This is a genomic window from Paenibacillus sp. FSL H8-0317 (assembly GCF_045040685.1).
In the GTDB taxonomy this organism is placed as follows: Bacteria; Bacillota; Bacilli; order Paenibacillales; family Paenibacillaceae; genus Paenibacillus.
In genome coordinates this window covers 4356115-4369616 of sequence record NZ_CP150294.1, presented here as the reverse complement: position 1 = coordinate 4369616, position 13502 = coordinate 4356115, and the positions used below count along the sequence as shown (strand labels likewise).

The 13502-nt window shown below is 44.0% G+C and carries 10 protein-coding genes; all 10 read left to right on the top strand.

Annotated elements, in window-relative coordinates; all coding sequences use genetic code 11:
- The first annotated feature begins 71 nt into the window (after positions 1-71).
- The 10 genes from MHB43_RS19330 (at position 72) to MHB43_RS19285 (ending at position 13220) form a co-directional block, all read left to right on the top strand.
- On the top strand, positions 72-2792 hold the full coding sequence (locus MHB43_RS19330; RefSeq protein ID WP_405117745.1) for a family 78 glycoside hydrolase catalytic domain: 2721 nt from the start codon (positions 72-74) through the stop codon (positions 2790-2792).
- A gap of 115 nt (positions 2793-2907) precedes the next feature.
- Complete coding sequence (locus MHB43_RS19325) at positions 2908-3384, top strand: putative immunity protein (RefSeq protein ID WP_405117744.1); 477 nt, start codon at positions 2908-2910, stop codon at positions 3382-3384.
- The gene (locus MHB43_RS19320) at positions 3365-3898 is read left to right on the top strand and encodes a GNAT family N-acetyltransferase (RefSeq protein ID WP_405117743.1); all 534 of its coding nucleotides are present in this window, start codon (positions 3365-3367) and stop codon (positions 3896-3898) included. Before MHB43_RS19325 ends, MHB43_RS19320 begins: the two co-directional genes overlap by 20 nt.
- A gap of 140 nt (positions 3899-4038) precedes the next feature.
- Positions 4039-5127: an acyltransferase gene (locus MHB43_RS19315; RefSeq protein ID WP_405117742.1), complete on the top strand. Its 1089-nt coding sequence runs from the start codon at positions 4039-4041 to the stop codon at positions 5125-5127.
- Between the two features lie 227 nt (positions 5128-5354).
- The gene (locus MHB43_RS19310) at positions 5355-5855 is read left to right on the top strand and encodes a shikimate kinase (RefSeq protein WP_405132448.1); all 501 of its coding nucleotides are present in this window, start codon (positions 5355-5357) and stop codon (positions 5853-5855) included.
- A 53-nt stretch (positions 5856-5908) separates the two neighbouring features.
- Positions 5909-6208 carry a hypothetical protein gene (locus tag MHB43_RS19305; RefSeq protein WP_237174816.1) on the top strand — a complete coding sequence of 100 codons (300 nt, stop codon included), beginning with the start codon at positions 5909-5911 and terminating at the stop codon, positions 6206-6208.
- A gap of 230 nt (positions 6209-6438) precedes the next feature.
- Positions 6439-7278: a BglG family transcription antiterminator LicT gene (licT, locus tag MHB43_RS19300; RefSeq protein WP_036613486.1), complete on the top strand. Its 840-nt coding sequence runs from the start codon at positions 6439-6441 to the stop codon at positions 7276-7278.
- Positions 7279-7445: 167 nt separating this feature from the next.
- Positions 7446-9383, top strand: coding sequence for a beta-glucoside-specific PTS transporter subunit IIABC (locus tag MHB43_RS19295; protein WP_405117741.1), 1938 nt, complete (start codon positions 7446-7448; stop codon positions 9381-9383).
- Between the two features lie 446 nt (positions 9384-9829).
- Positions 9830-11743, top strand: coding sequence for a beta-glucoside-specific PTS transporter subunit IIABC (locus MHB43_RS19290; RefSeq protein WP_405117740.1), 1914 nt, complete (start codon positions 9830-9832; stop codon positions 11741-11743).
- Between the two features lie 34 nt (positions 11744-11777).
- Positions 11778-13220 carry a 6-phospho-beta-glucosidase gene (locus MHB43_RS19285; RefSeq protein WP_405117739.1) on the top strand — a complete coding sequence of 481 codons (1443 nt, stop codon included), beginning with the start codon at positions 11778-11780 and terminating at the stop codon, positions 13218-13220.
- Positions 13221-13502 lie beyond the last annotated feature (282 nt).

Genomic DNA, 13502 nt, shown 5'->3' with positions numbered 1-13502 from the left:
AGGGCAACAGGATCGATATAATTATATCGTAACCCCGAATGGGAAGCCAAGATGGAAAGGACGATCTGCTAATGTTCAACGTTAGTCACCTTCGCTGTGAGTATAGAATTAATCCGATAGGCCTTGATGTCAAATCACCGAGATTAAGCTGGCAGTTACAGTCTGATCGTCGAAACTGCATGCAATCCGCATACCAGATCCAGCTGTCCCTGTCAGAAGATTTTGATGAGATTGCATGGGATTCTGGCAAGATAAGCACGGATCAATCCATACATGTGGAATTAAACCATTTTCAGCCTTCTCCGCAAACGCGATACTACTACCGAATTCAGGCATGGGATGATGCAGGAAGTGATTCCGGTTGGTCCGAAACGGCCTTTTTCGAGATGGGACTTATGGATAGTCATAACAAGTGGCAAGCAGAATGGATCACAGCTCAATCATCAGATGATGGAGATACGTCATGCCCGCGTATGCGCAAGCAGTTTAATGTGAAACAACCTGTTACGTCTGCCAGAATATATGTGACAGCACTTGGATTATACGAGTTGCATATGAACAACACAAGAGTAGGAGAAGATTATTTTACACCAGGCTGGACTTCTTATCGTAAGCGATTACAATATCAAACCTATGATGTAACTCATCTACTTCAGGATGGGCAGAACATATTAGGCGCTTATCTGGGTGATGGCTGGTATCGAGGGTATCTCGGCTGGAACAAAGAACGGGAGATATTTGGTCCAACGTCCGCATTGCTGCTGGAACTGCATATGAAATATGCAGATGGTTCGGAGGAATGTATTCTATCCAATGGGGAGTGGACGGCTGCTCCTAGTGCCATTCGTATGTCGGACATCTATATGGGGGAGACGTATGATGCACAAATGGAGTCCGATTGGTTGGATTCATCTCAGAGGAATTGGTCACCCGTGAACGTACTGGAGCATCCCAAAGATATCATCGTTGCGCAGGAGAACGTACCCGTTACCCAAGTCGAACAGCTACAGCCAATCGCATTGTTAACAACCCCACAGGGAGATCGTGTAATAGACATGGGGCAGAATATGGTGGGATGGGTGAGATTCAGCATTCAAGGTGAGGCGGGTCATACGGTTGAGTTGCATCATGCAGAGATATTGGATCATGAAGGCAACTTCTACACCGATAATCTTCGCGCCGCCAAGCAGTGTATTCGCTACACCTGCAAGGGGGATGGAGTGGAAACATTTGAACCGCATTTTACGTTCCAAGGGTTCCGCTATGTGAAGCTGGTTAACTTCCCGGAACACGTCCGTCTGGATGAATTCACCGGAATAGTGATGCACTCGAATATGGAGCCAACAGGTCAGTTCTCATGCTCCAGTCCACTGGTGAACCAACTGCATCACAATATATTGTGGGGGCAAAAGGGGAATTTCCTTGATGTGCCGACAGACTGTCCACAGAGGGATGAACGGCTCGGATGGACCGGGGATGCACAGATGTTTGTCCGCACGTCCTCCTACCTGATGAACACGGCTCCCTTCTTTACCAAATGGCTGCGGGATCTGGAAGCGGATCAGGGAGAAGATGGCGGTATTCCATTCTTCGTTCCGGATCTGAGAAGTTCCACCTCAGAAGGGTGGGGAGACACCAGTCATTCCTCCGCCGCTTGGGGGGATGCTGCAGTCATCTGTCCTTGGACCATCTATGAGATGTATGGGGATGCCAGATTACTGGCCGAGCAATATGAGAGTATGAAGCGGTGGGTTGAATACATTCACGTGCAGGGTGACAATCCGTATCTGTGGAACACGGGATTCCATTTTGGCGATTGGTTGGGACTGGACTCCAAGCCCGATAGTTATGTCGGTGCAACGGACACGGATTATGTGGCAACTGCATTTTATGCCTATTCAGTGTCGTTAACTCAAAAGGCAGCTGAGGCACTTGGAAGGACAGATGATGCTGAATATTACAAGCAGTTGCATACAAACATTGTTCATGCGTTTCGAAATGAATTCGTGACTCCAGCCGGCAAAATTGCTGTTCCAACGCAAACAGCACATGTTCTTGCGCTTCAATTTGACCTGCTGGACGCCACTGCCCGAACTCGTGCTGTTGGACAATTGGCAAAACTCGTGAAAGAGGCGGGCAATCATCTTACTACAGGTTTCGTGGGCACACCTTATCTGAATCCGGTATTGAGTGATGCAGGTCTTCACGACCTGGCTTATACATTACTTTTTCAAGAGGATTATCCGTCCTGGCTATATCAGGTGACTCAAGGCGCAACGACCGTTTGGGAACATTGGGATGGGATAAAAGAGGATGGCAGTCTCTGGAGTGCTGATATGAACTCATTTAACCACTATGCGTACGGGGCGATTGGAGAATGGTTGTATCGTTATGTTGCTGGCATTCGGTCCGATGAACATCAGCCAGGATTCCGAATGGTGCATATCGAGCCGCAACCTGGACCTGGACTGGATTGGGTGGAAGCGAGTCTGGAGACGATGTATGGTCAAGTGGCTTCAAGCTGGCACCGGTTGGCGGAGGGTGAAATGGAGATACGGGTGCATATTCCTGTCAATACGAGAGGTACGGTACGTCTTCCTGGAGCAGGTGCACAGATCGTTCTGGAACAAGGGAAACCGTTGGATCAGATAAGTGGAGTTCAGGATATTCAAAACATTGGAGGCGATGTTGAAGTCACACTTGGATCTGGGAGTTACCAATTCACTTACACAGACACGGATGCGAAAAAGGGTCGGGATGTTCAGGAGTCTACGTTGACAGAGTCCGTATAGTGATAGAATAAGCCGTAAGAGGTACACTTGAAGAGGATCTGCACACACGCAGGTCCTTTTTCGAACTTGTCTGAGAGTGAATTTGTAGTTTTTGAACAATGAAAGGAGCATGAGTATGGCAAAACCTGCATTCAAAGATGCACCTTTGCGCCGCGAAATAGAGGATTTGGCTAAGCAACAGGATCACCATACATTGGCCTGTTGGGCTGCGGAGTGTGCGGCACGTGTCTTGTATATATTTGAGAAGAAGAAGACGGAGGATCTCCGCGCACGTGATGCCATTGATGCAGGAAGAGGTTGGATCCGTGGAGAGATTGCCATGGTTGATGCTCGAAAGGCGGCTTTTGCAGCTCATGCTGCTGCACGGGAAGCCAATCATGTCGCTGCCTCTGCTGCATCTCGTGCGGCGGGACACGCAGCTGCAACTGCTCATGTGAAGGAGCATGCGGTACATGCCGCAACGTATGCAGTGAAAGCTATCTTTTATGACTGTTTGATGGAAGAGCAAGAACGTCGTGTCCTGGAAGAGAGAACGTGGCAATATCAATATCTGTTGGGAGGATGTAACGAACATGGGGAAAGAACAAGTTAGATTAATTAAACCATCAAAAGCCTATAAGGATGCATATTTGGCATTTTATGAAGACTGGGTCAGAAGTGGAGAATTGATGGTACCTTGGGTCATTTCCAAAGATCCTTATGCGTTCGATGAGATGTTGGCGTTTTTGCAGCGCAATGAACAAGGGATCGACATCCCGGAAGGCTGGGTCAAAGACAGTACATATTGGCTGGTCACGGAGAGTCAACAAATCGTGGGTGCTGTGAATATAAGGCATGAGCTTAACGATAAATTGTTCAATAGTGGAGGACATATTGGTTATGGTATTCGTCCGGGCGAGCGGCACAATGGCTATGGTTCCGAAATTCTCAGGCTTTCTTTGGAGAAAACGAGAGAGCTTGGAATTTCCAAAGTATTGGTCGTATGCGATGCGGTTAATGAGCCTTCCAGAAGGGTTATCCTTCGAAATGGTGGCACTCGGGATGAAGACTATGTGGAGTCCAATGGCAACGTTGTTGAACGATTCTGGATGAAAAATGTCGAATAATGCAGAATAATGATGTAAAATAACGAAAATAATATGGATTATGATTGTATTACCCTCGTGTGCTGATTAAAATGAAGCATAGAATCTGGATTGCGGCCGGAAACTATCATCCCATATCAGGCACAAGTGAGGTTATCTTTATGAATCAACCAGTTAATCGGCCCCGGCGAATTGAGTATCTGGATCTCTATCGTGCTTTTGCCATCATGGCAGTGGTAGCTATTCATGCAACTTCAACAGCAGTTGCGCATTACCCCAAGCATACATTAGATCATGATGTGTATTACTTCTGGAACACGTTTTTGCAATTTGCCGTTCCAGCGTTTCTGTTCCTGTCATCCCTGGTCTTGTTCTACAACTACAGCTCCAAGATGAATGAGAAGGGTTGGATGCTCGCTTTTTATAAGAAGCGTTTATTTAATGTATTTGTACCTTATTTGGTGTGGTCCCTTATCTACTTTGCCATTAAACAGTTGCTTGCAGGCAAAGAACCTTTGACCCATGGTGTTCAATTTGCCAAACAATTAGTGATGGGAACCGCTCATACGCACTTGTACTTTTTTCTGATTATTCTTCAATTCTATATCGTTTTTCCATGGCTTCTGTCCCTTACACGCCACCGTTTGTTTAATCGGTACTTGCCATTATTCTTTATTGCTGGCCAAGCGATCTTCTATGCACTACATTTGCAGTTTCACTTCGAACGGACAGGAAGTTTGTTACCCAGTTATCTGATCGTGATTGGATTTGGCGCATGGGTTGGGTTGAACTTTGAGTGGGCATTGAACAAACTGTATACTCACCGTTATGTGCTCATAGCTGCGTTGATAGGTGGAGGTGCCATTTTTATATATGGTAATGCTTATTTCAAAACCGCTTTTGCTGCATATCCGGTTATAACCTATACCGTGCTGTTCCTGTTCCGAAATCTGTTTACCTTGTCAGCCTGCCTGCTCCTGCTGATCTTTAGTGAACGAATGGGCACAGGAAAACATACCGAAGTTCGAAAAGCTACGCGTATTCTGGACTCCTTGGGTACAGTTGCGTTCGGAGTATTTTTAATGCATCCACTTGTACTGCTCTTCTGGAGACGTGAATTCACAGATGACCTGGCTCGGCACTTCAGCGTGGGCATCATACTTTCTTATATTGTGGCGCTCCTGATCTCATGGATCTGTGCGATGGGTTTGCGCCGGATGAAGTGGGGATGGGTACTGATCGGACGGTAAGTATAAATAAACATATGTAATTTAAGATAAGAGATTTCAAGCCCTCACGCGTTGAGGGAATCACTTGAAACCTCTTTTTTATTTGCGCTAAAGGAGGTATCATAGAGTTTAATGTCCATAAAATTGAATTAATGGAATGAACACTACCTTGTCAGGAGTGATCGAAAATGAAATTGGTGATTATTTTTGGTCCGCAGGCTGTGGGCAAAATGACGGTCGGGTAAGAACTGGAGAAGATAACGAATTTAAAATTGTTTCATAACCATATGACCATTGAAATGGTGTCTCCTTTCTTCAGCTATGGCACACCACAAGGCAAAAGACTGGTGAGTCTGTTCCGGCAGGAGATTTTTGAAGAAGTGGCAAAGAGTGATCTGCCGGGTCTGATTTTTACTTTTGTATGGGCGTTTGATCAGGAGCAAGATGGAGAGTACATCCGTAAGATTAGCGAATTGTTTGCATCTAATGGAGGTCAGGTCTGTTATGTGGAACTGGAAGCCGATGCATCGGAAAGACTAGAGCGCAATAAAAGTCCGCATCGCCTGTTGCATAAACCAACAAAGCGTGACATCGCGTGGTCTGAGCGAGATTTACTGGATACGATGAAGCAATATCGACTGAACTCGGAAGCGGGAGAAATCACGCATGAACACTACATAAGGATTGATAACACACACAATAGCCCGGATGAGGTGGCAAAGTTAATTCAGGAACGATTTAATTTGTAATCTGAACATCTATTTTAGCAAAGTAGATGCTTTCTATGAGAGGGGCACTACACATGTATTTTGTTATATTTTTGCTTATAGGACTTGTTTTATGTTTTCTGATCCCATTTGGTCCAATAGTGGCCGGGGGCATTATTTTTGCACTTGTTGTAGACCAATACCGTCAGACGATGCATATGCGTGAAGATATCCGGGATATCAAGAATCATCTGGGCCTAATGAACAATAATGAGGCAAAAGAGTACGAGTTGGATAAAGAATATACGCAAGTTGATCAATTGAGCTCAGAAGAAATGAACATGATTAATCGAAGAATTGAAGCGGAACTGGAGAAAGACAGCAAAAAACAATAACCGTAAATCCTTGTAAAAAAATTCTTGATTTTCTTACTCCTGTGAGTATATTTACCTAGATCGGGAGTCATGCTAATTCGATATTAACTTTTTGTTGCACTGTGTAGAAGTTTGTAATATTATGAGGGAAGCGCGTACAACATATCGGGTTGTAACTGTTGAATCAGGCAAAGCCGTATACCTTGAGAAAAGGGATTGGTTTGTCTTTTTCTGTATATTGGAGTGATAAAGTGAAAATCGAGAAGGTGCTGAACAATAATGCTGTAGTTGCAATGAATGACGAACAGGAAGTTATTATCATTGGCCGGGGGATTGCTTATCAGAAGCGGGCGGGTGATATGGTTTCCGAGCAGCATATCGACAAGATATTTACTTTACAGAATGAAGATATTCAGGAAAACTTCAAGGCATTAATCTCAAGCATTCCTCTGGAATACATGAAAGTATCCGAGGAAATCATCGCTTACGCCAAATTAAAACTTGGCAAGAAATTAAATGAGAGCATTTACTTACATCTCACAGACCATATTCACTTTGCCATTGAGCGGTATCGCAAGAATCTGCCCATACGCAACGGTTTAATCTGGGAGACAAAGCAGTTATACAAAGAGGAATATGAAGTCGGAATGGAAGCGCTCAATATGATCTGTGATCAGTTTGGTGTAATCTTGCCCGAGGACGAAGCCGGTTTTATGGCACTTCACTTTGTCAATGCAGCTTTGAACGAGGAAATGCCGAACATCAAGAGTATGACGCAGGTCATGCAGGAAATCTTGACAATCATCAAGTATCATTTCAAGATTGATTTTGATGAGAACTCACTGACATTTTATCGCTTTGTGACACATTTGAAGTTTTTCGCCCAACGTTTGGTGAAGGGAAAACATTACAAGAGCAACAACGACGATGAACTGTTCCTGATGATTCAGAAAAAGTATCCGGCAGCGCACAAGTGCTCGGAGAAAATCAAGAAATTCATTGAAAGCAACTACACGTATCAACTAACTGACGAAGAATTGATGTACTTAACGATTCATATTGAGAGAGTTGTGAATGCAACTTCTGAATAATCCCATAGATCAGCTTGCAGGGTTGCAACCACTAGGGCAAAACCTGAACGCTTGAATGACAGAACATACCGTTAAACGGATGTTCCATACATTCAGATGTTCAGGTTTTTTTATTCTCTCCAATATGCTTCGAATCCGTGTTTAGCCAGAAAGGAAGAAAAGACTTCATGAAACACGAGCAATTAGCCAAAGATATTCTGTCTGGTGTTGGTGGAAAACAGAACATTAACAGCGTGGTGCACTGTGCGACCAGACTTCGTTTCAAATTAAAAAATGACAATAATGCCAAAACAGACGAGCTCAAAAATCTGCCCGGAGTCATAACGGTAATGCAAAGCGGGGGGCAATACCAAGTCGTTGTGGGTAACGAAGTGTCTGATGTGTATAAAGCCTTGTTACAGGTGGGTAATATGAATGCGGATGAACCGGTCTCAAGTGATGATTCAGAATCTTCCGGTAAAAAAGAGAGTCTCTTGGGTCAGTTTATCGACTTGATCTCGGGTGTATTTACACCCATTCTCGGCTTGCTTGCTGCAACAGGGATGATCAAAGGTTTCCTGTCCATGTTTACTTCTCTCGAATGGTTGGACCCGGCATCAGGAACATATCAACTGTTGAATGCCGCAGGAGACTGTCTGTTCTACTTCTTCCCGATCTTCCTGGGTTACACAGCTATGAAAAAATTCGGTGGATCTCCATTCCTCGGGATGGCCATCGGAGCATCACTTGTATATCCGACCTTATCCGGTCTTAGTGGTGGGGAACCGCTCTATACGCTGTTTGCAGGCACATTGTTTGAATCACCGATTCATATCACGTTCCTGGGTATTCCCGTTATCTTGATGAGTTATTCCTCATCCGTCATTCCGATTATTATTGCTGCTTATTTTGGAGCAAAGGTAGAAACGTTCTTCAAAAAAATCATTCCTTCTGTTGTGAGAACGTTCCTCACGCCATTCTTTACAATTCTGATTGTTGTCCCTGTAACATTCCTCTTGATTGGTCCAATCGCAACATGGGCAAGTCAGCTGATTGGTGCCGGGGTATCGGGCATCTATGACTTGAGTCCGTTGGTAACCGGTATTGTTGTGGGTGGATTGTGGCAAGTATTGGTCATCTTCGGGTTACACTGGGGTATCGTACCAATCATGCTGCTGAATCTGTCCACACTGAAAGCAGATCCGATTCTGGCGATGATGTTTGCTGCTTCTTTTGCTCAGATTGGTGCTGTTCTTGGCGTTATGCTTAAAACAAAAAATACCAAACTCAAATCACTGGGTGTTCCTGCCTTTGTGTCCGGGATTTTTGGTGTAACTGAGCCTGCTATTTATGGCCTTACGTTGCCATTGAAAAAACCATTTATTATGAGTTGTATTGCTTCTGCAACGGCTGGTGGTATTATTGGCTTCGCAGGTTCCAAAATGTTTGTATTTGCTTCAGGAATCTTTGGTGTTCCAGCGCTGATTAGTCCCACAGAGGGGATCAACTATGAATTCTGGATGGCCATGATTGCCACTATCATTGCTTTTGTACTAGGCTTTGTTCTCGTTTATTTTGTAGGATTCAAAGATCCTGCTAATCCAGAGACTGCCAAACAGGCTCCAGAGCCAGTAAAAGAAGAGAAGGCTGCACTTGAGCCCAATCCAAACAATCGCTACGAAATTGCCAGCCCGATGACGGGTGAGGTGGTTCCTTTGCAAGAAATTAACGATGCTACATTTGCTGGTGAACATATGGGTAAAGGGATTGCTATTCGTCCAACCAGTGGGAGAGTTGTATCCCCGATTAATGGTGTGGTACAGACGATTTACCGTACCAAACATGCAATTGGACTTGTAGATGATCAAGGTGTAGAGATTCTGATCCATATCGGTCAGGATACAGTACAGCTCAAAGGTCAACATTTCACTGCACATGTGAAAGATGGAGATCGTGTGAGTGTTGGCGAACTGATCGTTGAATTCGATCTGCAGGCCATTATTGAGGCGGGTTATGAGACCGTAACACCGATTATTGTAACGAATACGGCTGATTATTTGGACGTGGTTGCTACAACAAGTCGTGAAGTGCAAGAAAAGGATAAATTGCTTACGGTTATTGGTTAATTCTGCTTCGGTGCGTATTTTATTAATGTGAACATTAGCTATAAAGAGACCACTTTGGTGCTTTCGAAGTGGTCTCTTTTTTTTCATTTTCGGTCACTCCTATGTATTTGCGAACTTAATAAAAATAAGTGTTGCAAACGTAGTTCAGATGTACTATGATGAGTTCAAGAAGTAAGCGCATACATCAATCGGATTGTAACTGTTCAATCAGGCAATGCCGACCATCCTCAGTTCAGAGGGGATGACATGCAACTTACTTTCGTTATCCAAATAATTAAATACCAATGTGTACAGCCTTACAGGGTTGCAACCGTTAAGGGCAAAACCTGAATTGCTGAATAACACGACTGATTTCCGGACGATCCGGTATGTTGTGTATGTTCAGTGGTTCAGGTTTTATTTGTTTCAAAAGTCATGGGGAGTCTACTTAGAGAGGGAGAATTACAATGAGCAACTACGATCAATTGGCTAAGGACATTCTGTCACGTGTAGGTGGTCGCGAGAACGTAAATAGTGTATTCCATTGCGTAACAAGACTGCGGTTTAAACTGAAAAATGAAAGCGTAGCCAAAACGGAAGAACTTAAAAATCTGCCAGGTGTTATTACCGTCATGCAAAGTGGTGGACAATATCAGGTCGTTATCGGCAATGAAGTGCCGGATGTATATAAAGCAGTTGTTAAAGTAGGGAATTTCCCAAGTGAAGGACAAGTTGAAGAGGAAACGGACAACTCAGGCAAAAAAGTAGGGTTGTTCAGTCGATTTATCGACATGATCTCCGGTGTGTTCACACCACTACTCGGTTTGCTGGCTGCAACAGGTATGATCAAAGGTTTCACAGCCATGTTTTTATCCTTTGGATGGATTACAGACACTTCTGGAACGTACCAACTGTTGAATGCAACAGGTGACTGTCTGTTCTACTTCTTCCCGATTTTCCTGGGTTACACTGCAATCAAGAAATTTGGCGGTTCACCGTTCCTGGGTATGGCGATAGGTGCTTCATTAGTTTATCCTACGCTGTCCGGTCTGACTGCTGGAGATCCACTGTACACCCTGTTTGCAGGTACATTGTTTGAATCACCGATTCACATCACGTTCCTGGGTATTCCGGTTATTCTGATGAGCTATTCAACATCGGTTATTCCAATCATTATCGCTACATTCTTCGCTGTTAAAATTGAAAGATTCTTTAAAAACATTATTCCTAAAGTCGTTAGCACGTTCCTTGTTCCATTCTTTACTTTGCTCGTTATCGTTCCGGCAACATTCATTCTTATTGGTCCAGTATCCACTTGGGCAGGCCAATTGATTGGTGCAGGAGCAACAGGTATTTATGATTTAAGTCCAGTTGCTACAGGTTTGATTATTGGTGGATTGTGGCAAGTGTTTGTACTGTTTGGTCTTCACTGGGGACTCGTGCCGGTTATGCTTCTCAACCTGAGCACATCCGGAGCTGACCCGGTGGTTGCGATGTCTTTCGCCGCTTCCTTTGCTCAAACAGGTGCTGTACTTGCCGTAATGTTGAAAACCAAAAACACGAAATTGAAATCATTAGGTATTCCTGCATTCATCTCGGGTATCTTCGGTGTGACTGAGCCAGCCATCTACGGTCTGACACTTCCACTGAAAAAACCGTTTATCATGAGCTGTATTGCAGGTGGTATCGGTGGCGGTATCTTGGGATTGGCCGGTTCGAAATTATACATCTTTGGTGGACTGGGCGTGTTCGGTTTCCCAAGCTTCATTAATAAAGCAACAGGCGTTGATTCAGGTTTCTATATGGCTCTGGTTGCATGTGGTATCGCATTTATCCTTGGTTTTATTCTGACGTACGTGGTTGGATTCAAAGACAAAGTGGAAGCTACACCAGCTCCAGCACCAGTACTTGATCCAAATCCGAACAACAGATACGAAATTGTAAGCCCAATGGCTGGTGAAGTCGTTGCATTGAACGAAATTAATGACGTAACGTTTGCAGGTGAGCACATGGGTAAAGGGATTGCAATTCGTCCAACAAGTGGTAGAGTGGTATCTCCAATCACCGGTGTTGTTCAAACCGTATATCGTACCAAACACGCCATTGGTCTTGTCAGCGATGATGGTGTAGAGATGCTGATCCATATTGGACAGGATACGGTCAAGCTGAAAGGTGAACATTTTACAACTCATGTGAAAGACGGAGACCGTGTTAACGCAGGTGACCTGATTGTTGAGTTTGATCTGCAAGCGATTAAAGATGCAGGGTATGAGACGGTTACACCGATCATTGTTACTAATACTTCAAATTATCTGGACGTTGTAGGAACAAAAGATGCATCCGTTCATGAGAAAGATAAATTGATCACGGTATTAAGCTAATTGAAATTACAGATTGTTTAGGAGGGGCTCCTCAATGAATGAAAAGTTTACAGCCTTCCCGGAGAATTTTCTCTGGGGAGGAGCAACCGCAGCGAATCAATTGGAAGGTGCTTATCTGGAAGGTGGCAAAGGTTTAACAACGGTAGATCTCATTCCGATTGGTGCCAATCGATGGAATATAGCTCTGGGTAACCTGGATTCGTATGAGCCCAAAACAGGGGAATTCTATCCTTCGCATGAAGCTATTGACTTCTATCATCGATATAAGGAAGATATTGCGTTATTTGCAGAAATGGGATTTAAGTGCTTCAGGCTTTCTATAGCCTGGGCACGGATTTTCCCTAAAGGTGATGAAGCGGAGCCAAACGAAGCAGGCTTGCAATTTTATGATGATGTCTTTGATGAGTTATTAAAATACAACATTGAACCTGTGGTGACGATCTGCCATTTCGATGTACCTGTACATCTGGTCGAGACTTACGGCGGCTGGAAGAATCGTAAGATGATTGGTTTCTTCGAGAAATATGCGACGACTTTGTTCAATCGATACAAGAATAAAGTGAAATACTGGATGACGTTTAACGAGATCAACATGTTGCTGCATCTTCCGTATATTGGAGCGGGAATTGTCCTTCAGGATGGTGAAAACAAAGATCAGGTTCTGTATCAGGCAGCACATCATGAATTGGTAGCGAGTGCACTTGCTGTTAAGGCTTGTCATGAGATCATTCCGGATGCACAGATTGGATGTATGTTAGCCGCTGGAATGGTGTATCCATACAGCTCTAATCCAGATGATGTATGGAAAGCCATGGAGAAAGATCGCGAATCATTCTTCTTCATCGACGTGCAATCGAAGGGAGCATATCCGGGTTATACAAAAAGATTTTTCAGGGAAAATGACATTCGGATTGACATGCAACCGGAAGACGCAGAGATCTTGATGCAGAACACGGTCGATTATATCGGTTTTAGCTATTACGCAAGCCGATGCACCAGTACAGACCCTGAGATTTTGAAAGATTCGACAGAAGGCAATGTATTTGGTTCGGTGAAGAACCCTTATCTGCAAGCTTCCGAGTGGGGGTGGACCATTGATCCTAAGGGGCTTCGAATTACGCTTAATCAACTGCATGACCGCTATGGCAAACCTTTGTTTATCGTAGAAAATGGACTTGGAGCAACCGATGTGTTGTTAGACAATGACTCCGTAGAAGATGACTATCGCATCGAATATTTGAATAGTCATTTTGCCGAGATGGCTGAAGCGATTCAAGACGGTGTAGAGCTCATAGGTTACACAAGCTGGGGACCGATTGACCTGGTCAGTGCGGGTACTGGAGAGATGAAGAAACGTTATGGCTATATCTATGTAGATAGAAATAATGATGGTACGGGCACACTTCGCAGAGTGAAAAAGAAGAGTTTTCACTGGTACCAAGATGTCATTGCGAGTAATGGCGCACAATATTTCTGATACAAGGTGTCCAATGCTATAGAATAAACAAAGAGCAGTCTCGTTATTACGGGATTGCTCTTTGTTTATGAGGGGATGAATTTGACCCATGATGTGGCTTTCAGATATAATAAAGAAATGAAGAGAATCTTGTCACTTAAGAAAGGGGAGCATCCACTCATGAAGAAAAAATCACTTGCGTTTATATCTTCGGGATATGGATACTCCACTGCTGTCTTTTTCTAGAATCTATTCCAAGGGTGAAGTCTGCCCAAAATCGGAAGAAAACTAGGAACTAACGCA

Bases quoted from the DNA above. Each gene is read 5' to 3' on its own strand.
- MHB43_RS19290 (WP_405117740.1), top strand. From the start codon at position 9,830: ATGAGCAACTACGATCAATTGGCTAAGGACATTCTGTCACGTGTAGGT.
- MHB43_RS19295 (WP_405117741.1), top strand. From the start codon at position 7,446: ATGAAACACGAGCAATTAGCCAAAGATATTCTGTCTGGTGTTGGTGGA.
- MHB43_RS19305 (WP_237174816.1), top strand. From the start codon at position 5,909: ATGTATTTTGTTATATTTTTGCTTATAGGACTTGTTTTATGTTTTCTG.
- MHB43_RS19320 (WP_405117743.1), top strand. From the start codon at position 3,365: ATGGGGAAAGAACAAGTTAGATTAATTAAACCATCAAAAGCCTATAAG.
- MHB43_RS19315 (WP_405117742.1), top strand. From the start codon at position 4,039: ATGAATCAACCAGTTAATCGGCCCCGGCGAATTGAGTATCTGGATCTC.
- MHB43_RS19330 (WP_405117745.1), top strand. From the start codon at position 72: ATGTTCAACGTTAGTCACCTTCGCTGTGAGTATAGAATTAATCCGATA.
- MHB43_RS19285 (WP_405117739.1), top strand. From the start codon at position 11,778: ATGAATGAAAAGTTTACAGCCTTCCCGGAGAATTTTCTCTGGGGAGGA.
- MHB43_RS19325 (WP_405117744.1), top strand. From the start codon at position 2,908: ATGGCAAAACCTGCATTCAAAGATGCACCTTTGCGCCGCGAAATAGAG.